At 52.1% G+C, this 26,213-nt stretch carries 24 protein-coding genes and 1 pseudogene; 11 read left to right on the forward strand and 14 right to left on the reverse strand.

Annotated features, from left to right (window positions below; genetic code table 11):
* The 5 genes and pseudogenes from AC13C0_RS01870 to AC13C0_RS01890 form a co-directional block, all read left to right on the forward strand.
* Window positions 1-266, forward strand: a pseudogene (locus AC13C0_RS01870) (glycosyltransferase family 2 protein); the annotation flags it as partial.
* Between the two features lie 64 nt (window positions 267-330).
* Entirely contained in the window at window positions 331-1,407 is a 1,077-nt protein-coding gene (locus AC13C0_RS01875) for a glycosyltransferase family 4 protein (protein WP_482953864.1), read from the forward strand.
* Between the two features lie 98 nt (window positions 1,408-1,505).
* A complete protein-coding gene (locus tag AC13C0_RS01880; protein WP_482953865.1) occupies window positions 1,506-2,672 on the forward strand; it encodes an acyl-CoA synthetase family protein in 1,167 nt (388 codons plus the stop codon).
* A 119-nt stretch (window positions 2,673-2,791) separates the two neighbouring features.
* Window positions 2,792-3,514, forward strand: coding sequence for a 7-cyano-7-deazaguanine synthase (locus AC13C0_RS01885; RefSeq protein WP_482953866.1), 723 nt, complete (start codon window positions 2,792-2,794; stop codon window positions 3,512-3,514).
* Between the two features lie 79 nt (window positions 3,515-3,593).
* On the forward strand, window positions 3,594-4,586 hold the full coding sequence (locus tag AC13C0_RS01890; protein WP_482953867.1) for a glycosyltransferase family protein: 993 nt from the start codon (window positions 3,594-3,596) through the stop codon (window positions 4,584-4,586).
* 127 nt (window positions 4,587-4,713) lie between these two features.
* Here the strand turns inward: AC13C0_RS01890 and AC13C0_RS01895 are convergent, their stop codons facing one another.
* The 6 genes from AC13C0_RS01895 to AC13C0_RS01920 form a co-directional block, all read right to left on the reverse strand.
* Window positions 4,714-5,436: a polysaccharide deacetylase family protein gene (locus AC13C0_RS01895; RefSeq protein WP_482953868.1), complete on the reverse strand. Its 723-nt coding sequence runs from the start codon at window positions 5,434-5,436 to the stop codon at window positions 4,714-4,716.
* 6 nt (window positions 5,437-5,442) lie between these two features.
* A complete protein-coding gene (locus tag AC13C0_RS01900; protein ID WP_482953869.1) occupies window positions 5,443-6,465 on the reverse strand; it encodes a glycosyltransferase family 2 protein in 1,023 nt (340 codons plus the stop codon).
* Window positions 6,466-6,537: 72 nt separating this feature from the next.
* Window positions 6,538-7,449, reverse strand: a complete 912-nt coding sequence (locus AC13C0_RS01905; protein WP_482953870.1) for a glycosyltransferase family protein — start codon at window positions 7,447-7,449, stop codon at window positions 6,538-6,540.
* The gene (locus AC13C0_RS01910; RefSeq protein WP_303286379.1) at window positions 7,442-8,566 is read right to left on the reverse strand and encodes a glycosyltransferase family 4 protein; all 1,125 of its coding nucleotides are present in this window, start codon (window positions 8,564-8,566) and stop codon (window positions 7,442-7,444) included. The genes AC13C0_RS01905 and AC13C0_RS01910 overlap by 8 nt, the downstream gene beginning before the upstream one ends.
* Before the next feature lie 53 nt (window positions 8,567-8,619).
* On the reverse strand, window positions 8,620-9,528 hold the full coding sequence (locus tag AC13C0_RS01915) for a hypothetical protein (RefSeq protein WP_482953871.1): 909 nt from the start codon (window positions 9,526-9,528) through the stop codon (window positions 8,620-8,622).
* A 30-nt stretch (window positions 9,529-9,558) separates the two neighbouring features.
* Window positions 9,559-10,563 carry a Gfo/Idh/MocA family protein gene (locus AC13C0_RS01920; RefSeq protein WP_482953872.1) on the reverse strand — a complete coding sequence of 335 codons (1,005 nt, stop codon included), beginning with the start codon at window positions 10,561-10,563 and terminating at the stop codon, window positions 9,559-9,561.
* A gap of 153 nt (window positions 10,564-10,716) precedes the next feature.
* Here AC13C0_RS01920 and AC13C0_RS01925 point away from each other — a divergent pair, with 153 nt between their 5' ends.
* The 4 genes from AC13C0_RS01925 (at window position 10,717) to AC13C0_RS01940 (ending at window position 14,898) form a co-directional block, all read left to right on the forward strand.
* A complete protein-coding gene (locus tag AC13C0_RS01925) occupies window positions 10,717-11,796 on the forward strand; it encodes a Gfo/Idh/MocA family protein (RefSeq protein ID WP_117617312.1) in 1,080 nt (359 codons plus the stop codon).
* A 2-nt stretch (window positions 11,797-11,798) separates the two neighbouring features.
* Complete coding sequence (locus AC13C0_RS01930) at window positions 11,799-12,836, forward strand: methyltransferase domain-containing protein (RefSeq protein WP_162893675.1); 1,038 nt, start codon at window positions 11,799-11,801, stop codon at window positions 12,834-12,836.
* Entirely contained in the window at window positions 12,833-13,879 is a 1,047-nt protein-coding gene (locus AC13C0_RS01935) for a Gfo/Idh/MocA family protein (protein WP_482953873.1), read from the forward strand. The genes AC13C0_RS01930 and AC13C0_RS01935 overlap by 4 nt, the downstream gene beginning before the upstream one ends.
* A gap of 65 nt (window positions 13,880-13,944) precedes the next feature.
* On the forward strand, window positions 13,945-14,898 hold the full coding sequence (locus AC13C0_RS01940; RefSeq protein WP_117617309.1) for a UDP-glucuronic acid decarboxylase family protein: 954 nt from the start codon (window positions 13,945-13,947) through the stop codon (window positions 14,896-14,898).
* 39 nt (window positions 14,899-14,937) lie between these two features.
* Here the strand turns inward: AC13C0_RS01940 and AC13C0_RS01945 are convergent, their stop codons facing one another.
* From AC13C0_RS01945 to AC13C0_RS01970, 6 genes are all read right to left on the reverse strand, one after another.
* On the reverse strand, window positions 14,938-15,864 hold the full coding sequence (locus tag AC13C0_RS01945; protein WP_482953884.1) for a glycosyltransferase family 2 protein: 927 nt from the start codon (window positions 15,862-15,864) through the stop codon (window positions 14,938-14,940).
* Between the two features lie 32 nt (window positions 15,865-15,896).
* On the reverse strand, window positions 15,897-16,799 hold the full coding sequence (locus AC13C0_RS01950) for a hypothetical protein (protein ID WP_482953874.1): 903 nt from the start codon (window positions 16,797-16,799) through the stop codon (window positions 15,897-15,899).
* Window positions 16,796-18,058 carry a glycosyltransferase family 4 protein gene (locus AC13C0_RS01955; RefSeq protein ID WP_482953875.1) on the reverse strand — a complete coding sequence of 421 codons (1,263 nt, stop codon included), beginning with the start codon at window positions 18,056-18,058 and terminating at the stop codon, window positions 16,796-16,798. Before AC13C0_RS01955 ends, AC13C0_RS01950 begins: the two co-directional genes overlap by 4 nt.
* Window positions 18,059-18,146: 88 nt before the next feature.
* On the reverse strand, window positions 18,147-19,769 hold the full coding sequence (locus AC13C0_RS01960) for a hypothetical protein (RefSeq protein WP_482953876.1): 1,623 nt from the start codon (window positions 19,767-19,769) through the stop codon (window positions 18,147-18,149).
* 40 nt (window positions 19,770-19,809) lie between these two features.
* A complete protein-coding gene (locus AC13C0_RS01965) occupies window positions 19,810-20,817 on the reverse strand; it encodes a methyltransferase domain-containing protein (protein ID WP_339750383.1) in 1,008 nt (335 codons plus the stop codon).
* Window positions 20,818-20,925: 108 nt separating this feature from the next.
* Window positions 20,926-22,389 (reverse strand): oligosaccharide flippase family protein, encoded by a 1,464-nt coding sequence (locus AC13C0_RS01970; protein ID WP_482953877.1) that lies wholly within the window; start codon window positions 22,387-22,389, stop codon window positions 20,926-20,928.
* A 295-nt stretch (window positions 22,390-22,684) separates the two neighbouring features.
* Between AC13C0_RS01970 and AC13C0_RS01975 the strand changes: the two genes are divergently transcribed.
* Both AC13C0_RS01975 and AC13C0_RS01980 read left to right on the forward strand, forming a co-directional pair.
* On the forward strand, window positions 22,685-24,508 hold the full coding sequence (locus AC13C0_RS01975; RefSeq protein ID WP_482953878.1) for an NAD(P)/FAD-dependent oxidoreductase: 1,824 nt from the start codon (window positions 22,685-22,687) through the stop codon (window positions 24,506-24,508).
* 30 nt (window positions 24,509-24,538) lie between these two features.
* Window positions 24,539-24,868 (forward strand): hypothetical protein, encoded by a 330-nt coding sequence (locus tag AC13C0_RS01980; RefSeq protein ID WP_117617300.1) that lies wholly within the window; start codon window positions 24,539-24,541, stop codon window positions 24,866-24,868.
* Window positions 24,869-24,894: 26 nt separating this feature from the next.
* Here AC13C0_RS01980 and AC13C0_RS01985 read toward each other — a convergent pair whose 3' ends face one another.
* Entirely contained in the window at window positions 24,895-25,542 is a 648-nt protein-coding gene (locus AC13C0_RS01985) for a hypothetical protein (protein ID WP_482953879.1), read from the reverse strand.
* An 87-nt stretch (window positions 25,543-25,629) separates the two neighbouring features.
* Window positions 25,630-26,205 carry a hypothetical protein gene (locus AC13C0_RS01990; protein ID WP_482953880.1) on the reverse strand — a complete coding sequence of 192 codons (576 nt, stop codon included), beginning with the start codon at window positions 26,203-26,205 and terminating at the stop codon, window positions 25,630-25,632.
* Window positions 26,206-26,213 lie beyond the last annotated feature (8 nt).

Below are 26,213 nucleotides of genomic sequence, written 5' to 3' on the forward strand. Positions count from 1 at the left end.
CCGCCTTCGTACCTTTGATCACCCTGGCCATCAGCACACTGATACTCGCCCCGGCCCGTGGCGTCTACACACTGGCATTCATCGGCCTGGTCATCTTCATGGCACTCGCGTGGACCGGTCACAAGCGGGAAGGGGAAGGGCGACCGCTGTCCGTGATTTACTCGATACCCTACTACTTTATGTTGCTGAATATTGCCTCTTACAAAGCAACGGCAGCGTTTCTGAAGGGTGAGAAGAAGGTTATCTGGAATCCTAGGAAGGGGTAGGCCATTAATGGGAATCAAGGTGCTGCACCTGATTGATAGCGGTGGCCTCTATGGTGCCGAGAAGATGCTGCTCAGCCTGGTTCAGCAACAGGTAAAGCAGGGGCTTGAACCGATGATACTCAGTGCCGGAGAGCCGGATGCTGCCGAAAAGGGTATTGAGGCACAGGCAAGAAGAAAAGGGCTTCCAGTTACTTCCTGGCGGATGAAACCGGGCCTTAATCTGAGAGAGTCCCGGAGAATTCTGAAGTGGGCGCAGGAGAACAACTATAACCTTCTACACTCCCATGGATTCAAGTTCAATGTACTCTTAGGGATGTATCCGGAAAGCATCAGGCTCATTCCAATGACTGCCACCCTACACGGATACGTTCATGCCCCGCGGTTTTCAAAAATGTGGCTATACGAATCTCTTGATCGCTTTGCAATCCGCCGCATGAACGGAGTCGCTCTTGTGGGCGAGGCGATGAAGAAGGAGTTTCCGGGGAAGCTCTCAAGCGGCCACACCGTCGTTATTCCAAATGGTCTGGACATTTCCGAGGTTCAGGAATTGTCCTCGGCCCCACTGGATGAGCCGTTCAAATCTTTTATAGACACTCACGAGCCAGTGATTCTCGGGGTTGGCAGGTTATCCAGGGAAAAAGGTTTCGACAGGCTGATATCGGCCTTTTCCGAATTCAGGAAAAGCTTTCCCAATTCAGGACTGGTTATTGTTGGTGAAGGTAAGTACCGCCAACAATTTGAGGTGTTGGTTAACGAGCTGGGCGTCAAAGACGATGTGCTTATGCCTGGATACTGCAGCACCGTACCTGCGCTGCTGAGACATTCAAAGGTGCTGGTTATGCCCTCCCTGACAGAAGGCCTGCCAATTACCCTTCTTGAGGCGGTGTCGTTAAAAACTCCTGTGGTTGCCTCCGCTGTCGGCGAAATACCGAAAGTTCTGGGCGAGGGGCAGGGCGGTGCACTCCTGAGTGACGTTGAGCCAGTCACTATTTCCAGAGCAATTGAAAAATCCCTAACTGACAAAGAACTGTCCAGCCGGAAAGTCGACTGGGGTTACGGGGCGGTGAGCAAAAACTATTCGTCTGAGGCAATGGCGCGTAAGTACCTGGCATTCTACAGAACGGTTCTCGGTGGACCATGATTGTGCGGTCGGCCAGGTTACTTATCACGCGATTAGTGTTTTTGGCAATGGGTTTGCCAATCGCCCGGTACCGTAAGGAAGTGGGAAGACTATGGAGCTTGAGCGAAGGAGCCCGGGCCGAAGAGCTAGACCAGCTGTTGGCCCGCAATCGTCCACGTAATTCCGCAGGTGTAGAAGTGACTGGGCTGGAAGTTTTGAGATCATCGCCGCCAATGTCCAAGAAACAATTTCGTAAACAAAGCCTGAAGGGGCAGGGAAAGCGCGGAAAATTCGGGTTTCGCCGTCATACAGCAGGCACAACTGGCGAGTTTACCCAGGTCTCGCTTGACCGGAAAGAGCTGGCCCAAATGCTGGGTGTTCGTGATTACTGTTTTCGGCATTACGGTGTAAGGCTTGGTCAGCGAGAGGCCAGGTTATGGGGCAGGCCTGAAGCCGGCGTGAAATCACTGCTCAAGAATTTTGTAATGAACAGGCGGGTTTTTCATCCGGTAGGTCCAGAAGCAAAAGATGAGGTGGCAGCGCTGTTGAATTGGAAACCGGACTATCTTTACGGTTATGCGTCCCTGTTACTCGAAGCCGCTCAGATTCTCGCGAATATGGACATTGAGTTCGATCCACCAAAGTGCGTGGTGTGTACAGCGGAGTCGATTCTCCCAGCACAAAAGGCTTATATATCGCGGGTGTTTAAGGCACCGATAGCGGAAGAATATGGTTTAACCGAGTTTGATGTGATTGCGTTCGAGTGCACTGAAGGGCATCTTCATCTCGTCAATCCTTGGGTCCTCATTGAACATTCTGAAGATAATGGGTGCTTAGTGACCGATGTGTCCAGAACATCTCAAAGCTTGATACGTTACGAGTTGGGCGACTATGTTAATTTAGAATTTTCTGACTGTACCAGGTTAGGCGCCACTGAGGTTATTCGTGACTTGGAAGGTCGCTCCGTAAATCGTTTTGCTTATTTGTCAAAAAATGAGAAATTCCATGCAGTGGAGTTTGCCCGGGCGGTGAACCGGTATCAGTTTAAGTCAGGTGAAGCTTTTGAATTTACCGTTTACCAGCATCAATTTGGCTGTTTTTTACTAGAGACTTCTCCTGGCCCAGCAAAAGGTCTATTGGATTTGTCCGACTTTATTTCAGAATATCTGTACAGTGTGGTGGGTGTGCGTGTGAATATCACATCCACTAGCGAAAATGTAATTAAAGATTCGGCTTCTAAGAAAGGGTACTTTGTGCAGAAAATGGAAATAGATCATGACAGTTGAAATCTTGAAATTGTTTTTCAATCGTATATCGGGATGTACTACAGGCTACTAACCGGAAGTTGATATGTTGGCTTATAATCAGGTTAACTATCAATATTAGTGTCGTTAAGGGTTAGCGAATGAATAAGATAGTTAATGTTTTGTGGACCGGGGGCTGGGATTCAACGTTTAGGGTGATCCAGTTGCTCTACCAAGGTGACGATGTTAAACCCCATTATATTCGTGATCCTAGCCGAGCTTCGACGCCTTTCGAGATATCTGCGATGCATCGTATTAGTGATCTTTTGCAAAACCACCCAAAGCTTGAAGGTACCTTACTGCCTATAAGCATCGCTGAGTTTTCAGATTTTGAGAAATATATTGAAATTGAAGAAGCCTATATCGATCTTTTGAAGAAACACTATATTGGTGAACAATATAAGTGGATTGCCGAATATTGCAGGTATGCAAATGTAGCGTCAATTGATATTTCAATTGTATTGGTTAAAAATGATCATTTTTTTCAGGAAAATTATTCTCGAGAAGATTATCCTTTTTCTGTAATATTCAAAAATCTAGACTTTCCACTTATTGACGTGTCGAAAAGTAATATAAGAGAGTGGTGCGCTGATAATGGATTCCTGTCAGTTATAGAGGAAAGCTGGTTTTGTCATTCTCCTGCGCGAAGTGGTAAACCTTGCGGGGTTTGTAGTCCATGTATAGTGGCCATGGAAGAAGGTATGGGGTATCGCCTGCCAACTAGCGCGAAAATCCGTTTCCACTTCAGGATCCTACCGAGGCTGAAAGGTTTCTTGAAAAATTATCCGAGATTCTATACTTACTTATATAAACTAAAAATATAAAGGTAAATGTTTCTGTTCAAAAACTCAAAGAAACAAGTAATAAGCGAAACTACTTCATACAAAATATGAGCGTGTTAGAGTGAAAAAGTCAGTTTGGATAACATGGGATAATCATCGCAGGTCGAGCGAGTTGGCTTCATGGTGGGATATGGAGTATAAAGTTTTCGAATATTCAGGTTGGAAGTTGGCTCGTTATTTTATTCTTTCATTTAAGACGTTATGGTATTTATATAGGGAGAAGCCGGTTGTTGTTGTTTGTCAAAACCCCTCGATTGTTTTGGCAGCGCTTTTGGCAACGACTAGACGAATTCAAGGATTCTTTTTGATGGTTGACCGCCATTCGAATTTCAAAATCAGGTTTAGAAACAGTAGGAAATTGAAATGGAAAGTATTCCATTTTATAAGTGACTATAGTATACGGCTCGCCGATCTTACGATAGTAACAAACAGCGAGGCTCGGGATTATGTGGAATCTTTAGGTGGAAAATGTGCGGTCCTGCCTGATAAGATGCCATCTGATTTGTCGGCGGATGCAATTGAGCTGAAGGGCGATGTCAATTTTTTATTTATTTGCTCCTTTGATGGTGATGAACCTGTCGATGCGGTGCTTAATGCTTTTAAACATTTAACTGATAAATATTATATCTATATCACTGGAGACTATAAAAAATATGATAACTGGAAAAAATATGTTCACGCAGGGAATATCAGGTTTCTTGGGTTTGTTGGGGAAGAAGATTATCTGAGATATCTAAACTCTGTGGATGCCACCATTGTATTGACAAACATGCCAATGACTCTGAATTGTGGTAGCTACGAATCGGTGAAAGCCTGTAAGCCCCAGATAGTAGCAGATTCTACTGTTATAAAGGAATGGTTTAGAAGCGGCGCTGTGTACGTAGACCCAAACGACGAAACTTCAATTTATAATGGAATTATCGAAACAATTGAGAGACTCGACGAACTAAAAAGTGAACAAGAAGAGTTTTGTCGTACAGTTGAGTCAGATTGGCTGGTGCTCGATGAAAGGGTACGGCAAATGGTTTACGAGCTCTCTGGTCACCAACTCTAATAGGGGGGGCTTTTGCTTAATATCATTCGAGTCTTGGATAAGAATTTGCGTGCAATGACTCGGCCCGACAGCTTTCTGGGTTGGGGCTCCCCTACTGAGCGCTCGCGGCTATTCACTCAGGATTTTACTAAAGCATACTCCGGAAAACACGCAGCCAGTGACGTAAGCGCAAATAACTGCTCGCTGTGGGAGAAAAAAAGTGACGATAGTCCCGCCGGTTTTGCAGATAGTAGCTGTCTAACCGGGGTAGCTCGGCGGCTCTGAGCTTCCGCCCTAACGGCAGTAATACCGTCGTTACACAGGTTTGGTACTTTTCACCAACAATCCCCGCAACCCGTGCATCGTAGTTCCCGTAGGGGTAAGCGAAATGCCTGGGCCGGCGCCCAAATTGCTTTTCGATACTCAGGTCGGCAGTTTCACACTCTTCTTCAATTTGCTCCTGGGTAAGCCGGCATAAATCAGGATGCGATACGGTATGATTTTCGATCTGCATGCCGGCCTCGGCGCAGGCTTCGATCTCTTGCCAGTTCATCATTTCAAAGGCTGGTGCGCCGGCGGGCTGGGTGGGCCAGTTATTCTTGCCAGCCACATAGTCCGTTGTCAGGTAAAGGTGTGAGGGCACCTTTGCGTCTCTTAACACCGGTAGCGCATTGTTATAGACCGAACGCATGCCATCATCAAAGGTAATTGCAAGGGCATTATCGATATTCGGGCTGAGTAGTTGATCCAGGGAGCAGATGGTAACGTCACCGTCCAGGATCTCTGCGATCATCCTGGCGAACGTTGCAGGCGGGAAGCTAAGTACCGAGCCCCGGTCATCAATGCTGTGAAAGGTAAGGATGGCTTTCATACAGGTTTATTTCAGTATTCCCAGTTTGGTTCCGGTCAGTGCCCAAACAAATGCGGACGCACTATAGAGGTAATAAACCTGGTGAAATAACAAGCCTTGCAATGCAAACCAAAATCCCTTGCGCCGGTAAAACAGTAGCAAGATTTGCCGGTTGGCATACACCACAACCATCACCACCAACACAGGGTAGAGCCAGGACAGCACGCCCCCAAGCGCAAAGAGGACGGTTAGAACCAGCAAACCGGCCAAAACCGCTTTAATCCGCTCGTTAACACCTACATTTAAATCGTTATCCAGGCCGCCCCGGCTTAGCATTAATCTGGCCCACGGAATTGCCCGGCAGAACACTTCGGTATGAATAAGGTTGATGAGGCGCCATTCCTTAAGGTGCGTGCATTGAAGGTTGGTCAATAGCAGAAGCGTTCCTTCTGATTCGAGCAGCCGATACCCCAGCTCGATATCTTCAATCGAAGGTCTCTTGAACATTTCAACGTCAAAGCCCCCCTGTCTGAGAAAGGCTTCTTTTCGAATCGCGCCACACCCTGACCAGAACGTAGACGCTTCTTTTCTGGCGCGCTGGTGATAGTAGTGGTGAACCAGATTCTTGTACTGGGAAAGAAAATTCTGAGCGGGCGGCTTGTCGTCATAAGAGCCGAAGACACCCACCACACCAGGTTCGTCAAAACCCGCAAGCATCACCCTGGCGGCGTCGTCATGAACAACGACATCGGCGTCGATAAACCACAGGATATCACCTTTTGCCTCCCTGGCGGCCACATTGCGGGCAGCGCCCGGCCCAAGACGACCTCCGGAGGGCATTACCTGTGCCCCCAGGCTGCGGGCCACATGAGGTGTATCATCACTGGAGGTATCATCCACGACAATCACCTCAAGCACTTCGCCGCGTTCCTTCATTGCCACCAGCGGCGGCAAACTCTGCCGGATAAAGTCGATACCATTATAGACCGGCATAATGACACTGATTGACAGCGGTTTTTTGTCTTCTGATGATTGTTTCTGACCATCCATGCTTCAGACTCCTTTAATAGAAATTTCCATCCGTCCATTTTTATCTTTTGTAAGAAACCTAACGGAGACTGATCACGATTGAATCGCCTGTCTCTTAACGTAGCCGACGGTTTCACCCATTGACCAAGCCAGTACAAACACCAGCAGCCAGAACATGTCGCGATTCAAACCCAGGTTAAACTGTTTATCACGTCGAGCGGCGGCTATTATTTTCCGGGTAAACACCAGCGGAATTAAAGGAGACAGGGCAATCATCGTTAACCGTTTTGGGGCACTCATGGTTTTCGCCCTCGCCATGCCAAACTCGACGCCGTGGCTATAACGCTGCTGTATAAACTGTTTCGCGCTGTAACAATTCCTGTGGACAACAACCAGGTTGTTATCAAATGCCATCGACTTGCCTTCGGCCAGAAATCGTTGATGAAACGATGGCTCCCAAAAACCGGCTTCCAACAAGTCTTCATGGGCCAGTATATCGGCTTTGCGGTAAAGTGCATTGTCGGCTGCCAGGTCGTCCGCACGGCCGCTTGGTCTCGATCTGGTGTAGCGTACATATCGTAACAGGTAAATCACCCGCCCGATCACGGTATCGTTTTCGATATTTTCAATTGCGCCACCAACGGCGACCTGACCCCCTTCCAGTGGGCAGGCTAGTAACTGTTTGATCCAGTCTTGCGAGGGGATGCAATGGGCGGTGGTCAGTGCGACCTTGTCTGCCTGGGCCGCACGAATGCCATCGCGCCATAGTAGTGGTATCCTGCTATCGGACCGGGCGTGAATAATGCGGACATTCTGGCTGTCCGGCACGGCGTCAAGCAAGGAGTCGTCACTGCCACTACAGATCAGAAATTCAACGCAGGCGTGTTTCTCTGGCTGTAAGTGCCTGAAAATCTCCCGAAGGTTGGCCAAGGCCATTTCTTCAGCGACGATGACCGTCAAATCGTATCTTCTTTTCGACAACTTAAGGTCCGTATCCTCAACCACGCAGAGCCGCCCCTTCCAGGTGCCGCAAGGCGAGTTCCGCTGCCCGCTCCCAGGTGAATGTCCCGGCTCTTGAAACGGCAACGTTTGACAGTCTATGTCTCAGGTCGTGTTCAGTTGACATGTCCTTTATCGCCCGACTGATGGATGTGATGTCGTAGGGGTCAAAAAATAGCCCCGCATCACCGACCACTTCAGGCAGCGCGCCCTTGTTGCTGGACAGGATCGGTGTCCCGCAGGCCATCGCTTCGACGGCAGGCAAACCAAATCCTTCCGAAAAAGAGGGCATTGCCACGGCCATGGCATCGTTATATAAAATAACCAGGTCCTCGTCAGAGATAAAGCCGGTAAAATGAACCCGGCCTTTTAAGCGCCTGTCATTCGCCAGTTGCTGCAATTCGCCATAGTTGGAATGAAAACCGGCACCGTTGTAGTCACCCACCAGCACAACGTGCACATTCTCAAGTTGCTGGCTTTCTCTGGCCAACGCAAAGCCCTCCAGGAAGCCTTGCAAATTTTTATGTGGTGCCAGCCCGCCGACATACACAATCAACTCGCCGTTCAGGGGAAGGCCAATTCGGCGACGCAGGTCCTGGCACGCGGTCGGATTGTCTATTTGACGAAACAGTTTATTGGGCGCTTCGCTGATGACATCAATCGACTCACTTCTCACTCCCAGGTACTGTTCGATCTCGGCTTTTGCTGCATGGGAAACGGTCATCACCCGCTGGCATTGCCACAAGGCCAGCTTCACCTTTAGCGTCCAGAAAAGCCGGCCCTTCCAGTCAGGAAAAATCATTTCCGGGAAGTGCTCGGCAATGGCATCGTGCAGTGTCACCACCGTGGGTAGCTTCAGCGGGACAGGGAACCATGAGTAAACCGCCGGGAAAAACATCAAATCAAGCGGAGCATTCGATACCGCCTTATACAGCTGCACCATATCTCCAATCGAACGGCTGGAGTTGGCAACAGCGGCATCTGTCGCCGGTCTTTCGGGAAATACCTGCACGATTTCGATATTGGGTAAGTTCATTGATTCGGTCGGCGCCTGGTCAACAAATAGATAGAACCTGTGCTCGGAATCAAGCGCAAACATAGCCGACAACAGTTCTCGCGCCATTCGCCCGAAGCCGCGTTGATTCCACCAGCAGGTTGCATCTATCCCGATTCGCATCAACGCCAATGCTCCATGTTTTTGGGTGCGCCAGACACCGAACCCACTGCTTCGCCAGCTGACCAGAAGGTTTCCAGCAGGCAGATCCACAGGCGGACTTTCAGTGGGTGCCTGATCCCATTCATTCCAGACATACAGCGAATTGCCCGGAAAGACAACACTGCGGGCAATAACAGTGACTTGAACAACTGCACTGCACACGCAAACAGGTTTTTCTGTTCTGCCTGCCCACCGGCATAGATCCAGCCATGATGGAAGCGGGTGGCAAGGCGCCCGCTCCACGGGTCTTCAGCATTATAGGTATTGGCCAGCATGGGCTCCATGACCAGTGAGCCGCCTTTTGACAACAGCCGTTGGTTTATCACCCCTTCGACCAGGCCCTCACTGTGTTCGTTCAATATCGAGGCCAGTGCCTCTCGACGATAACAGATGAAATTCCCTGGCAATCTTTCCACTGTTTTTTGGGATTGCTGATGAGGGTGATCAAATATTACGCTCGGGTGATATCGTCCGTATTCTGTGCACGCCAGGGCTTGGTAACGGCTTGGCAGATGGTTTGCAATCAACACCGGGCCGGATGCTGCGAGGGTATTATCATCTTTAAATGCGCTCACCAGGCCATTGAGCAAACTGTCACCGGGAAGTGTCGTGTCTTCAATAAGGGCCACCACATCACCGCTGGCGAGAGCGACGCCGCTTTTTCGCCGCAGCGGCACGGGTTCGTTTTGTATTTCAAAGCGCACCTGATCAAACCGGGCTTGCAATTGAGGGCAGGCTTCTTTTAATACGACAATGATTTCAACATCAAATTTCTGCAATGCCGAAAGACAGGTCGCCAACCCTTCGCCGCCCACAAGTTCAATAACGACGATAGAGAAACGTAAGTGAGTGGTCGTGAATGAGCTCATATTATTTGACGGCCAGCTTCAGATAATGATTTAAGGCGAGAGTTTGTGCTCGACCAACTCGGATATTGTAGCGACGGCAATACAATCATCGCGAGTGATCGGCCCGTGTGTTGACGTTTTTATCGATTGATAACACTGCGCGATGAGTGACCTCAAGCCGGGGTAGGCGGGTTCCCGGTTGAGAGAACGTCTTAACAGATTGCCGGTTGCCGCAAAAAGTGTCTTCAAGGAAAGGGAAAATGGCGAAATGATTTTACGGAACCGGGAAACGGCAGGCGATTCAAAAACCGCGAAACCATGAAACAGGTTGACATGCAGGGCTCCCTGCTCATGATAAACCGTCATTTTACACTGTGTGGGCCGGGCATTCAGACTTAGCTTGATTGATACGGGAAACCCCTGGTGGTGACAATACGCAAAGAGTTCCCCGGCCCTCGGGTTATCTACACACCAGGATTCCTTCTCCAGCGGAGCCTCAGGCCAGACCTCCGACAAAACAGACAAGGGATGAGGCAGAATCTCGATCAGTATCCGGTTCAATTCATGCGCCTGGCGTCCCACGCCTCCGGCTGAAGCAAAATCAAATGTCACCGCCAAAGGGCCACTGCTTCGGCGAGCCAGTTCATTTTTTACTGACACGATACCGTGCTGAAAAGCAAACTGATGAACCGGACATAACAAAAGGTTCTGGCCTGCTGCCAAATCCAGCAGCTCAGTAACTTCATTGCGTGTAGGCGCCACGGGCTTTTCCATGATCAGGTGTTTCCTGGCCGTCAGCGCTTGTTTTGCAAGTAACACATGGGTATTCAGTGGTGTGCAGAGATGCACTATATCGAACCGGGAATGTTCAAGTGCTTGTTCAAAGTCAGCGAAGGCTCGGCCGCCATACCGGGCGGCAAGCACCTTCGCTGCATCCAGGTCAGGATCAACAATGGCCGTTATCGTTGCGCCGTTTTTTCTGGCCGCATGCGCATGCCAATTGCCCATGAGCCCAGCGCCCACAATCGCGACCGTCAGTTGCTCTCTTTCATGCATACTCAGTTGCTCACTATAGCGCCACCCAGCCTGATGACAGCTCCTCACAGGGAAAACCCCAAACCCTTTCAATGTAGCGGCCAAAAAACATGTCGTACAGTTTTGTGGCAGACTGTGGTGGTTTAATGCCGTTAACTCTCGTGAGTAGCAATCATGACTTCAAACCGAAAAAAAATCGCCCTGGTGGGGTTAGGGGCGGCTGCAAAAACTATTCACTTGCCCGCGTATAGCAAACTTGCCAACCTGGAGCTTGTTGGTGGCCATGATCCGGCAATAACGCCTGCGGCAGGCAAGGGTGCATTTCCGTTTCCGGTATACGAAGACGTCAACACGCTACTGGAGCAAACAAAACCGGATATTCTGGCCATTGCCAGCCCGACCCAGTTTCATTACGGGCTGGCAGAGCAAGGGTTAAAGTACGGCTGTCATATCTTTTGCGAAAAACCTTTTACCACGACATTGGATGAAGCGCATCAGTTGATCGCCCTGTCTGAAAAACAGCAACGCTGGATCGTTGTTAATAATGAATTCCGTTTCATGAATATATATGAGGCGGCAAAGGATAAAATCGGCAGCCCCGGCTTTGGCGATCTGCTTTTTATTAACGCTCAACAAAGCTTTTACGTAAACGAAAAAACGGAGGCTGGCTGGCGCGGAAACGATCCCCAGCGTACCTGTAAGGAATTCGGCATCCATGTACTGGATCTGTGTCGTTATTTTTTTGGTGAGGAGCCATTGCGGATCAGCGCCAGAATGCCAAAACCCTCCAACCCGACCGGACCGGATTATCTGAATCTGATCCAACTCGACTTTACCGGTGGCCGCAGTGCGCAGATCACGCTGGACCGGCTTACCCGAGGCAGGCATCGCTATCTTGACTTGCGGCTCGACGGCAGCAAGGCGTCCATCGAAACGGAGTTTGGCGGCAATGTGCAGTTTACCGCCGGCATTCGCGGCGGTGACCGAAAACCCTTTGTGGGCTTTGATGTTTCATTGGGCGGCAGGGCTCTTCAGTACCATTCCGAGAAAGCCAAAAAGATTGCCAGTGATCCGCTCGATATTTTTGCCAATGCCACCAGCAAGCTCCTGAAAAACTTTATTGACGCGATAGACAATGGCGGGGTCCCCGCCTGTAGCGCGCAGGATAACATCAAGACACTGGCACTGATGCTGGCGGCCTACACCTCCAACGATCAGGGCAAGCCTGTCCCCTTTGCCGAGCATTGGAGCTGAGCGTGCGCTTAAATACTGGAGGTGAAAATTTTTTTGTCTGCCCGCAATGCCGAACAAAGCTGTCAGCGCAAACGGATCACTATCAATGCTCACGCTGTAACAGGGAGTACCCGGTTATTTTCGGCATCGCGGATTTTCGCATCAGGTCTGATCCTTACCTCAGCCTGCAGCAGGAGCGGGCAAAAGCGAAACGCCTGGTGACGGAAGCTGAGCAGAATTTTTCCGCCATGCTGGATTATTACTATGAGATCACCGACGATGTTCCTCCAGCCCTGGCAACCCGCTATAAAGCCTATCACCTCAATGGCCCCAGGCAGGCGCAACAAAGTCTGGCTCGCTTGGGCGTGTCCTCTGGCGATGTTTTCCTGGATGCAGGGTGTGGTACCGGAGGCGCTCTTATTGCGGCTGCGGAGCATTGCTCCCACATCTACGGGGTGGATATCGCGTTACGCTGGCTTGTCATCTGCCAGCAGCGATTGAAGGAGCAGGGGATAACCGCGACTTTGGTGTGTGCGGACATTGAGGCGCCCCCGTTTCCCGACGGGTATTTTTCAAAAATCACCGCAACCGATCTGTTGGAAAATGTGTACTCGGTGGACAACACACTGGTGGCACTGGGACGGCTTCTCAAGACAGGCGGCAAGTTATGGCTTGCCGGCAGCAATAAATTCTGCCTTGGCCCCCATCCGAGCACCAGGCTCTGGGCCGTCGGTTACTTTCCCGGAAAACTGCGTAGCCGACTGGTAAAGCGTCTGCGAGGCGTCGACTCACTGCGCTTTATCAATTTGATTTCACCAGGGCGCATCATCCGCTATGCTAGACAAAGTGGATTGCACGCCCAAATGCTATCTCCAAGGATGGTGGCTCTGGATGAGGAAGGGCATTATCCGGCAATCGACAGACTTCTGATTAAGACCTATATGTTAGTTGCACGCCTGCCCGTATTGCGCCAATTGCTGATCTGGGTCGGGCCAGCATTTGAGATGATACTGGGCAAGTCACCATATTCAATGGAATCAAAGGGAGTTGATCAGGCATGATGCGCTTTGGACTTATAGGGCTTGGCGGTATTGGCGAGGTGCGTAAACAGGCCCTTGAGGTGTCCACTGAATGTGAACTGACAGCCGCCTTCGACCTTGATTCAGCGGCCCTGGCCAGGCTGCCTGGTCATGTCAGTGTGTTCAAAGACGCAGAACAGCTCCTGAAGTCAGATGCTTGCGATGCGATCATCATTTCTACACCCACCCACTTTCACAAAGATCTTGCGCTGACCGCACTGGAAAACGGTAAACACGTAATCGTGGAAAAACCGATGGCCAGCTCGCTTGCGGACTGTGAGCAGATGGTTGAAACAGCCAAGCGCTGCGGAAAACTGTTGACTGTCGGTTTTAACCATCGCTATTTCGCGGCCATCAAGGAAGTGAAAGCTGCCATCCAGAGCGGGGCTTTGGGCACGTTACGTTATGTCAAAGGTTACGCCGGGCATACCGGCCTGTCCGAATTCAAATCGGAATGGATGTACGACAAGGATAAGATGGGTGGTGGCACGCTCATGGATAACGGCATCCATACCCTGGACTTGATCTGTTACCTGATGGACGACAGGGTAAGCGATGTGTCGGGCATGACCAGCACAAAAACCTGGCAACTTGACCGCACCGAAGATAACGCCTTTGTCCACCTGCGCACTCAGTCCGGCATCATGGGAAGTCTCCATAGTAGCTGGACTGAATGGATAGGCTATCACTTCTACGTTGAAGCCTACGGCGATCTCGGCATGGCTCGCGCTTATTACGCCCCGATGAGCTCGACCATCATTACGATGGACAAACCAGGGGGGCAGGCCCATAAGAAGAGAAACTTCTATATACCCGCCATTTTCCGGGAAAAATTCAAGGGCTGGCAATCGACCGTTGTGCAGACCTTTGTCGAGGAGTTCCACGATTTCGTCAGCCTGGCGAGCGGTGGGCCAGCAGGCGCTATCGCGACAGCGGAAGATGGCCTTCGCAGCATAGCAATACCAAATGCCGTGTATGAGAGCGACAGGGACCGTAATTTTGTAGTTTTGGACCGGCCGGGCTAAAAGCGAGTTGGGCTCGACAACGGAATCAAGGTGCGCAACAAGATTCAAACAAGTGGGCGGGTAGCATGAAAAACAGGGTCATTGTAACGGGTGGAGCAGGGTTTCTCGGTAGCCATCTTTGTGAGCGCCTTCTAGGTGAAGGCCATGAAGTTATCTGCGTTGACAACTTCTTCACCGGGCAAAAGCGCAATATTATCCATTTGCTGGATAACCCCTATTTTGAGGTTATCCGCCATGACATCTGCTTTCCGCTCTACCTGGAGGCCGATGAAATCTATAACCTGGCTTGCCCCGCCAGTCCGGTTCATTACCAACGGGACCCTACGCAGACCACCAAGGTTAATGTCAATGGCAGCACCAATATGCTTGGCCTTGCCAAACGCATTGGCGCCCGAATATTGCAGGCGTCCACAAGCGAAGTCTATGGCGATCCCACGGTTCATCCGCAAACGGAAGACTATTGGGGCAATGTTAACCCGATAGGTCCGCGTTCGTGCTATGACGAAGGCAAGCGTTGCGCTGAAACCCTATTCATGGATTACCGGAAAGAACATCAACTGGGTATTAAGATTGTTCGGATCTTCAATACTTACGGTCCCCGTATGCATCCCCACGACGGGCGGGTTGTTTCGAATTTTATTATGCAGGCTCTGAAGAATGAAGCTATCACCATCTACGGTGACGGCAGTCAGACGCGATCATTCTGCTACTGCGATGATTTGATTGATGGCTTTGTCAGGATGATGCGAACGCCGGATGACATCATTGGCCCCACCAACCTGGGCAATCCGAATGAGTTTACGATCAAACAGTTGGCGGAACATGTCATTGATCTTACCGGCTCAGGGTCGCGCATCAACTACCTGCCGCTGCCTCAGGACGACCCCAGGCAACGCTGTCCGGATATCACCAAAGCCAGAACCGAACTGGGTTGGCAACCAACGATTGAATTAAAGGAAGGGCTGACAAAAACGATAGCCTATTTTGAAGAGCTTTTGGCCGAGAACCCCGATCTGTAATGCGCCGCGGCACGAAATTATTGCCCGAATCCCGTGCCGCTATTCGATCTCTTGCAGGGCATCCCGTGGCCCAAACAGGTAGCCCCAGGCTTCCCCAACACCCCAGACAAGATAAAACAACATTAAATAAGGCGCGGCCTCAGCCAGGTGGGAACGGACACTGGCCTTATGGCGCGCGTTCTGAAAAAACCGGAACGTTAGCAGCGGCGGCAGGACGACCGATGCCATTGCGTATGTCAGTCGCTTCGCTTTCTGCCCGGAGGCGAAACGTATCCCTGCATAGTACCTTGAATAGACAAACCGCTGCCTCAGGAACAGACCAAGACTGAATTTCTTGCAGTGAAAAATACGCACCTTGTCGTCGGCAACAAGGATGTGCCCCCGTTTGTGCAACAAGGGGTGCAAGGTGGTTTCCCAGAATCCCGATGTCAGTATCTGCTCGTCCACCTCCTCGAAAATCTCGCGCCGGTAGGCGACATTCATGCCCGCAAGGTTTGGGGTGGGTCCGCTCTCGATCGGGGGAGACATGGGCGCGTATTCACACAGGAAGGTGGCCCAGTCGAGAGCTGTATCCGTTACGCCATTAACCACACTGCCGCCAATTGCGGAAGCCTCGGGGTGTTCGGCAAATGCCCGGGCAAACTGCTTTAGCCAGTCCCGGGGCGGCACGCAGTGATCTTCGGTCACCAGCACGAAATCTCCCGTTGCCTGCTTCGTCGCCAGTGTGCGCATGGTGGGAAGGTCCGTTGTCGATGGACATTCGATGATCGTCACGTCCGAATACTCGCTGCGAATCCGCTGTGAAACATGATCGCTGATTCGATCAGCAAGCAGCACTTCCAGTGATGGAGCTTCATCCTGTTTGTAAAGGGACTCAAGAGTTTCCAGTATTCGTTCGTCATCTTCCGTGCTCACCCGGCCGATGACGACGGAATAGGTAACGTCCCTGTCCTTTTCGTTTTGCATGTGACTCAATGTAGAACCTCTCCCTGTTATCTCTAATCCAGAAACACCCCGTCGTCCGGGGCACCAGCGATATAACCGGCACACTCTCCCATGGACCAGGCACACTCGGATATCAGAATGGGAACGGAAAACCGCATCACATTCCCTGACAGCGATGGCGCCCGACTTGACGCTCGCAGTATACGACTATATCGGAGCAGGGGGAGTATGACTATTCCAACCGCGTAGAGGAGGCGGCGATAACCCAGTATTTCGGCGTGGCTTGCGCCATAGAGGCGACCGTGATGGTAGCGCCTGCGCAGGTAATAACTCCATGAATACTGCTTTCGATAGATTACGGCCATGTCGTTGCATGCTGCGGGTGTGATGCCCAGCTTATCCCGCACCTGGCGCAGGAAAAAGGTTTTCTGAAAACCCGAGCCCACGAGGGGGACCTCTCGGAGCAAATCACGCCGGAACGCGATATTGTTGCCCGGGTATTCCGGCAATGCCGGGTCGAGAGGCTCCCGGAATTGGGCGTATTCGATCAGATAACCGATGTTGCGGGAATCCTTGCCAGGCCAGCCACTGTTGACCGGGCCATAAAACACCGGCGTCTTGTTCCGCATCATCTGGCGTACTGCACGAAGCCACCCTTCCGTGGGCGGGCAGGAGGCATCCAATAGAGCGATATAGCGGCTGCCGGTCTGTTGGATGATAGTCGCATACTGTTCAAAAAAAGGCGTGCGGCTGGAAACCCTGAACAGCGACAGGCTGTCGTCCGGGCTATCCATGGCCTGCTCGTCTGCCAGTGCAATACATACCTCGATGTCGGGCTGGTTCAGCAATCCGGCGCTCGCCAGGCATTCAAGAAGGCCAGCATGATCGCCCTGTTTACTGCTGGAAGCGATGGCAATCATGAGCAGTGGTTCGGAAGCACCTGGCTGGTCTTTCATCGGTCATGACCCTGAAGTGTCCTGGAGTGCTGCTCGTCTGCTGTCCCAGGGCGTCTCCGCAACTCGTCAATCACGGCCAGATAATCATCCAGGTACCGCTGACGGGTGTAGAGTTTCCGGCATCCGTTCCGGGCCAGCTCTGACAATCGCTGACGCAAACCGGGCTCGCGGACGATCCGGTGCAGCAAGGCAGGAAGCTCACTGTCCTGCCGGTAAACAAAACCGGCTCTGGTTGTTTCTATGATTTCCGCGCAGCCACCGGCATCCCTGACAATCGCCGGCGTGCCACAGGCCATGGCCTCAACCGCCGTCAGGCCGAATGTCTCGGGCGCAAGTGACGGAAATAGCAGTGCCGTGGCATTGCTGTAGAGCCGGACCAGGGACGTTTCATCAAGCCTGCCGGCAAAATGGATATTCGGATACCGGGCGAAACGCGCCTTTAAACGCGGCAGGGCATCGCCTTCACCGGCAAGTGTCAGATGGTAATCCTCCAGTGCCGTGAAGGTTTCAAGCAAGGATTCCACGCCCTTGGATGCGGTGATGCGACCGCTGTAGACAAAGCGGGGAGGCTCCTGGCTGCTCCATGCGCCAATCATTTCCTTTGATGGTTCCAGGCGTGAGTACAGCGGGATAATGCGAATCGGTACGCCGGGATAGAGTTGCCGGTGCTGCTCCGCAGTGAATTGACTGGGTGCAATCAGACAGTCAATCTTTTCAAGATGGCGTTTCGTCAGGCCTGTGTATCGCCAGATCTGGGGCGGTATGCCAGAGCGTAAGCAGCATTGCAGGCATTGACGGGAGTCACAGCGCCTGACGCCATTTTTCCAGAATATATGGGTAGCGCACACCAGCCAGTGTTCATGCAGGGTGTAGAGCTTTACCGGGGCCTTACCCAGCGAGAGTATGGCAGGCCCGCCAATCAGCGAAATATTGTGATAATTGATAACATCGAAATCGTCCTTGAGCAGTCCCGCAAGGGCGCCGGTTTTCAGGGCAGGGTGCCCGAGTTGCTGGGTCAGCAATGGAGATAGCGGGCCCATGGAGCTTTTCAGCCGGCATACGTCTACGCCCTGATCGTCGTATCGCCGGGGGAGCCCCGGGTCGCCTGGGTTCGCGCCGAGCCGGTACGCATCCTCGCAATGGATAACGCGCACATAGTGCCCGAGCCTGGCCAGTGAGAGCGCCAGTTCCCGGACAAATATGCCGTCCCCGCCAAAGTTGTAGGGCGGGTAGAAGGTGGTCACCATACAGAGTCGCACAATTATCCCCGCATCTGGTGAACGCTGGACGGTTGGGCCCGGCTGGCTTCGCTGCCCTCAGGGCCGGTATGTATGCCAGGCAGATGAATCATTGCAGCTCCGGGCAGAATCGTTTGCCGTAACGGTAAACAACAAAATAGTCGTTCCTGAAAACCGGTCTGAAACAGTTGCTCGGGCGCTCTGACTGGGTAAGTGGGAGCATCCACTCAGCGAGATTCATGTCAACGTAATAGTCAGCTTCCACGGCCTCGAAGAAGAGGTTCATGGACTCAGGGCTGCTGTATCTCTTCGATGGCCATGTCGCGCTGTCACGGCCGGTCATCAATGCCATAATCCTGGGCTTGATGAAAACAATGGTATCGTCCTGCCTGGTCTCTTCCCTGATAAACCGGAACATGGCTTCCGCATCCGGATGGGTAATGCCCAGCTCCAGCTGCGGATGCTCCATGGTGGCCATGACCGGTAAACTGATAGCCGCCAGAAGCAGGAGATACCCTCCGGCCACAAGGTATTTCAGCCTCGGCAGGCGAGGAAAAATCGTCTCCTGGCAAACAAGAAATCCGTAGTACAGGAAAAAAGGGAATATGGGGATCAGGTAGCGTATGGTCGGAGCGGCACCGAAAAGCAACAGTACCGCGATATACCCGGCAAGAAAAATTTCCAGCACCGTTATTCCCCGGCGCAGTGCCAGAATATAGCCACCAATAGCGAACAGGCTGAACAGGTTGAACAGCAGCTCATTCAATGTGTTGATGAAGGCGCTGGAGGAGGGTGGCCAGAACCCCTGTAATGCCCACCGATAACCGATAATCCGCTCCAGGATATTGCGTGGATCAAGATCCACAAAGCTCAGGTGATTCAGCCCAGCAGCCGAGGAGTATTTGTCAGTCAGGTGTTTCAGGTTCTCGTCAAAATGCCCGGGGACAAAAGAGGCTGAAAACCAGAGGCTCTGCAACCAGGCCAATAGTGCGAAAATCCCCAGGGCGACGATGCTCAGCAGCGAGATCCGCCGCCTGCACACAATGTCGTACGTCAGCAGTGTCAGTGGCAGGACAATACCGATTTCACGGGCGCCAAATGCCAGGTACATGGAGAGACCAATCAGGGCGCCCGCCGTTATTTGTCTGCCGGGCGTCCGAAGCCTGCCCTGGTCGCCGGCGAGGAAAAGCAGCATCAGGAAAAGCGAGAGATAACAGAACACCATGAAGGTGAAATCGGCACGGATAAGGTTGGTGAAATCCCAGATGTAGGGGTTCAGGCCAACAACAAGCACAAGGAAAAAAACAAAGCGTCGCTCAAGGCGGCGCTCAAATACCCTGGCTGCCAGCCATAACGACAAGCCGAAGGAGAGAACGCCAACCCATTTCAGCGCCTCCAGGTCGAGGCCGTACAAGGCATACACCGGAGCAAGCAGTAACGGGAAAACAGGGGGGTAACCGTAGGGCCCGACGAATTTTGAAACCGGGTTCAACAGGTAACCGGTATCGAGATAATGCCTGCCCTCCACCAGGTTTTGGGCGTGAAGAATATAGAGGCTGAAATCGCCGCTCCAGTTCTGCCCTTTCACCAACGTGACAAGGTAAAAAACCGCAAGGGCCAGAATGGCCAGCGGAACAGCTGCGGGATGGTCTATCCATTGCGCGATGGCAGGCTGCCATGGGCGATTCGCGAGATATGGATTTGAGCAATGCCGTCGCAGTCGTGGTGTCATTCTGGTGTCGTCCTTGATTGACTGGCAGTCAGGGTGTCTTTCAATTTTTGATGTTGCCCCATACACGGTAATAGGCACCGAAAAACGGCAGGAACAGTTTCGTCAGTGGTATCCCAACCAACCAATTGTAGATAAGCGCCAGTCTTTTCCTGGAGCTGGTGAAGCCCGAAAGCTCATGCTCCGGAATAGCCGGAAACACGACTCTGGCGTCGAAACCCCTTGCCCCGGAAAACAGCCTTTTCGTTTCCCAGACACTCAGCAGACGGGTAAATGTATAGGGCTGGTTCCTGACAAGTTTCACGTAACGGGCCTGTAGCGGCCGGGGCAAATAGCCAACCCCCCAGACATTCACATGCGGCTCTGGCGAGAGACTGAAACGATTCGGGGTCGACAGCGCGAAAAATCCGCCCGGCTTCAGCACGCGCCTGAGATCGCTCACATACGCATCCTGATCACCAACATGTTCGATGACATCCAGCGAAACAATGGCAGCGACCGAATTGTCGGCCAGCGGCAATCGTTCTGCAAAACCGGCGGCCAGTCTGGGGCTGCCGCCGTAGTGCTCAGCCAGATGCCGGGCGATCACCAGCCATTCCATGGAAACATCAATCCCTGTTATCTCATGCCCCAGGCTGGCTGCCGCGGCCATCATTTGACCGGGGCCACATCCGATTTCCAGGATGACGCCATCGGCTTCAAGGGCGGGCCGTAACCAGTCCGAGCATTGGGATTGACATTTTCCAACACCGGCGAGTACCTGGCGAGTACGGTAACCGGCTTTTCGTTCATCCATGCCGCGGCTGGAGCGAAAAATATGGTGGATGGTGGCCTCGAGCCCGTCACGTTCGACCCGGTCAGCCGCCTCCCGGGCTCGCTTGCGGTCCTCGTCCAGATCAATCCAGCAATCCAGCGCCACGCGCAGATCGGGAATGCCGTCAATGACAGGGTAGTGCGCCGGGCAGGACTCGCAACGCAGGTTCGTGTCAATTACGCCCAGCGAGCCGTGGCAAGTGGGGCAGCGCCAGATCATCGTGGCTGTATCAGACATGCCGGATATTCCCTATCTCATCGAATCGTGGTTAAAGAAGTATAGTCGAAAACGACAGGTCCATAAATCGCTACAGGAACCCTCGCCCGGAAAAGGGAACAGCAATCCTCATGCCCTGAACCGGCCGATCATGTCGGCAATCATCCGCTTTTGTTCATCCGGCAGCAATTTCCATAGCAGGGGAGTCAGTAATGCGATATAGAACACTCTTGCCAGAAACCCCGTAACCGAGAACTCTTCAAGTTGCGAGAATATCTGGCCTGTTATAACGATACCGCCAAGGCAGATGATTGTCCTGATCCACAGGCCTGAGGGAATGCTTGTCCGGAATTTGGCGGCCAGTCTGAACGGGATGACCAAACCGTTTAAAAACACGCTTAAGGACAACGCGAAGGCGGCTCCGGGAAGCCCGAATAGTTCAACCAGGTAAGGTGCAAGCACAATGGCGACAATATAGGAAATCAATGAGCTGACAGAGATGAACCTTACGTCATCGAGTCCAATCAGAAGCTGTGTGTAGACGTTGACAATTAAATACAGGCTCTGCCAGAAAACATACAGGTAGAGATGGGCGGATGCCGGCCTGAACTCGGATGAATAGAGTAAGGTCAGGGCCAGATTGGGGAATAGCAAAAAGGGAATGGAAAGCGTGAAAACGATGATGATCATCAGGCTCTGGAATTCGTGAGCTTTCTCGAATTTATCTTCGTTCGGAATGTTCCGGTTCAGAATGGGGGTCAGGTAGAGGTAGTTCAGCGGGCCCGATATCGCGCCCAGGGCAAGTGCAATGGCGAACAGGGCCTGCAGCAATCCGGCCTGTGCCTCGCCCATGGTCGAAAAAACCTCATAACGTGCTATCAGCATCGTGATCGAGTAGGCCGACAGAGCCATATGGCCGTACAGGGAAAAGGAAATGATTTCAGGACTTCGTCGCAACTCCTTGAGGATGCCCGCGGAAGCATCAGTCACACGTAACGACAGCTTCTTCCTGATATAGAAAATAGATCCGATTGTGGTCAGAACGCCGGTAATGGCCACAGTTATATAAATGCCATCCATACCGAAAAGCCAGGCGGCACTGCTCGCGGCAAATGCTAGACAGAACGTGACCACAAGATTCAGGGTTGCACTTGCCGATGTCATCTGGGCCGCGGCCAGTGTATGAACGAAAAAGATTCCCAGCATCATCGCAGGAACATTCAGCAGTGCGAGAAGAATGAACAGCTTGTAGGGGACAAGCTCAACACCAAGAAGGGCCGGGTGCCACCAGGTGATACCGATAACCAGAATGGTGACCATTATGGAGAGCAGGAATAGCCCCCGAAGAAAACTGGAAAACACAGTCTGGAAACGCCGGTTTCCCTCGCTATGCGCCCTTGACATGAATTTCAGTGAGAACAGTGGAATGCCGAAACCGCCCACCTGGATCACGGTCAGCACGACCTGGTCGATTGTCGCAATAATCCCGAAACCTGCCGGGCCGAGGACGATGGACAGGATCTTGGCCCGTATCATTCCGGTCAGAATAATAAAAACCTGGATGACGCCTACGGAGAAGAGAACCCTGGACATTCGGACCTGGCCTGTATCAAGGATTAATGTATGGACGGACGCCGAAGCTGCCAGCCATCAGTGAGTATTGCAACCTTCTTGTAGCTCCGCGCAACATCCATCGGTATGATCACAGGCGAGGCGGAAACATGTCGCCAGCATCAACATTGCGTGCAGATGGTAGGATAGACTCGCATGAACTACAACTGATATGCGGGAGGCGATCTCCGGAGCGGTGTTTATCCTGATAATAATAAAGAAATGATCAGTTAAACGTTGGAAACAGAGAAGCTATTTAATCCGGGAAGATAAAATAATGGACTCAGAAGAGAGCAAAGTTCGCTGTGCAATCATCGGCGGCGGTCCGGCTGGGTTGACAGCCGCTTTGGAATTGTCACGGGCCGGGGTCGAGCCGATTGTTTTCGAAATGGACCAGCAGGTCGGCGGGATATCACGCACGGTGGATTACAAGGGCTATCGCTTCGACATTGGTGGTCACCGGTTTTTCACCAAGGTGGACAGGGTTCATAACTGGTGGATGGATATTCTTTCGGACGAATTCCTGGTACGGCCGCGCCTGTCGCGTATTTATTACCAAGGCAAGTTCTTCGATTATCCGCTGAAGCCCAAAAACGCGTTGCTCAATGTCGGACTAACGGAGTCCGTTCTGGTCGGGCTCAGTTACCTTAAAGCGCAGGCATTTCCCTCCCGGGAAGAAAAAAACCTCGAGCAGTGGGTGACCAACCGCTTCGGTAAGCGGCTGTTTACAATGTTCTTCAAGACTTACACTGAAAAAGTGTGGGGTATGAAGTGTACTGAAATAGGGGCGGACTGGGCGGCCCAGCGCATCAAGAATCTGGACCTGGGCAAAGCTGCGCTTTCGATGCTCGCTCCGAAACTTCTGACCGGCAAAAATCAGATTACGACCCTGATCGAGGAGTTCTACTATCCCAAGCTCGGTCCTGGTCAGATGTGGGAGCGTGTGACCGAAATTCTGAACGAAAGGGGGCATCCTGTCCGCCTGGAACACCAGGTGAAAAAAATACACCGCGATGGTGAGAAGGTTATCGGCGTTACGGTGGCCGATGCCAATGGCCATGAGGAACGCTTCGATGCCGAACATGTTATCTCAACCATGCCCATTAAGGACCTGCTCAACGTTATGGATCCGCCTCCACCGGATGAGGCGCTGGAAGCAGCCAACCGGCTCAGGTATCGCGATTTCTTGACGGTGGGATTGATAGTCGATTCTCCGGAACTCTTCCCGGATAACTGGATTTACATCCACTCGCCGGACGTGCAGGTCGGTCGGATCCAGAATTTCGGCAACTGGAGCCCGCACATGATTCCGGACAAGTCAACCAGTTGTATTGGCCTGGAGTACTTCGTCCAGGAAGGCGATGAGTTATGGACCGCTGATGACGACGCGCTCATCGAGCTGGGCAAGAAGGAAACCGCTCAGTTGGGTCTGATTGATGCTGACAAGGTCATAGATGGTGTTGTAATACGAATGCCCAAGGCCTATCCGGTTTATGACCACGGTTACAAGGAAAACATCGATAGCATTCGTGAGTACATTGACAAGATACCAAACCTGCACCTGATTGGCCGCAACGGCCAGCACCGCTACAACAATCAGGATCATTCAATGGTCACCGCCATGTATGCGGCGGAAAACATCCTCGGCGCGAATCACGATGTGTGGGACGTCAATGTGGAAGAGGAGTATCACGAGGAAGCCCATGTTGAGAAAGGGCAGGGTGCGAGTGGCGAGCGCCTTGTACCGCAACGGGTGCGGGAAGCGTCTCCGATAGAAATTCTCAACGACGCCTTCGCAAAATACGATCCGGTCGCTCTGGGCGGGGCGCTTGGCACGATGCTCGGCTTCGTGGTGTTTTTGGCGACCGCAGGCCTGCTTTTGAAAGGGGGCGAAGATGTCGGGGTGACCCTGGCATTGCTGGGCAATTATTTTCCCGGCTATGACGTCACCTGGGCCGGTTCGTTAATGGGCGCTCTTTGGGGCGCGATATTCGGCTATCTTATCGGGTTCATCATTGCTGTGGCCATCAATGTCACAGTATCGATACACCTTGGCAAACTGCTCCGGCGCCTGGGTGTGCTGGATGGATCAATCGGCTAATGTTCAGACAGGGATAGAGGGTACCGTTTCATGAATAAAGAGCATTTTTCAGAGGATGAGTGGAAAGTCATTGGTCAGGCTGTCGCCCGTCTGCGGGCGTCGGTGATGGCGGTGACCTTCGGAATCGTCGGTGGCCTGATGCTGTTTGTGGCAACCGTATGGCTAATCATACTGGGGCCGACAGGAGGCTCGGAGCATGTCGGGCCGACACTGGGTCTGCTGGCAAACTTCTTCCCGGGTTATAGCGTTACCTGGTCCGGTGCGGTCGTGGGGGCCTTCTACGGTGCGTTGAGCGGAGCCATCGCCGGCTTTGTGCTGGCGGTCATCTACAACCGTATCGTCATCTATCGGCGGCGCTGAGAACCTGCAGCGCCGATCACTCCGGCTCACTGGCGCGAGGTCTTCAGTTTCCGGTGCTGTATAAAGCCCGACGTTTGCATGGCAATGACGACCAGCGTGGTTGCCAGCAACAGCACGGTATATATCCCGATGCGTTTTTCAAGCAACTGATAGACCAGACCGTGAATTGGTATGGCCAACACCAGAAAATACGTCAGCCGCTGCCACTTTTTCCATGAAGACGCACCCATGATGCGGATGGAGCGGTTATTGGACAGGCAAAGAAGTGCGATCATTATCAGCGCACTGATCAACCCGATATAATTGGTCAGCCCGAACGGATCGGTTCTGAAGGGAAGGACGTGCGATTCATCCGGCGGGTAGATAAAATACTGGATAAGCCTGCCCTTGAAATGGACCTGCAATCCGGTGATGGTGTGTGCAAGGGCCAGTATACCGGACCAGATACCCAGATCCCGCCTCAGAAGGCTTGACAGCGGATTGCGCCTGGAGCGTATCAGGTTCACCGGCCCGATAGACAGGGTAACAGCGAAGTAGAGAAGGCTTGTGTAAGCGGTGCCAATCGAGAGCGCCTGCATAAGTGGTTTGTCGGATAGGAGCCGGCAAAAGGCATAAATCAGGATGAATGCCACTGTGAATAGCAACAAATGCCTTGCCCATCTCCTGAAATTCATTAACCCGCCTGTTATCAATATCAAAGTTTCCTGAGTGGAACCCAGGTCATCACTTCACCCGGCGGATCCGGGTTTTTGGATCCCAGGTTATTTTTTGAAGGCGAGATTCCAAACCCCTTCAAAACGCTTTCTCAGCATGGGTTCCGGGACGTGAGGTGCAAAAGGCGCGTACTTTTTCACAGATTCGTAAATCTGCTCTTTCTCTTTACCCTTGATCTCTTTTAGCAGGCGTACCGCATCCTGGATGTCCTTGTCATGGCGCGAGGCGTGAACTTTGTGGGCCAATAGTTCTTCCCAGCTTGCTGCTTTTAAGATCAAGTAGGGGTGCTGGAAAATAATGACATTGGATGTAGTTTCCAGGCCGAAAAAGCTCACGCTGTCATTGAACCACAGCGATTTTTCATCAGCAGCCAAACCCATTTCTTCACCGACCTGCTTGATGAGTTTGATCAGTAACTGTTTGTTGGCTGGGTTCGCGGGAAAGATGGCATCAACGTCCTGAGTCATGGCGCGAGAATGGAAATACATCAAGCTGATAATACCCCCGCAACAGGTCAATTCCAGCCTCTTATTTTCCTTCTGGAGCAAATCCCCCAAGCGCTTTAGCGCTTTGGTCAAGGCCTGGATACTGATTTGTTTGCCGGTGTTGGAATACTGATACATGAAACGTT

The sequence above is a fragment of the Marinobacter sp. B-21 genome (assembly GCF_056857895.1).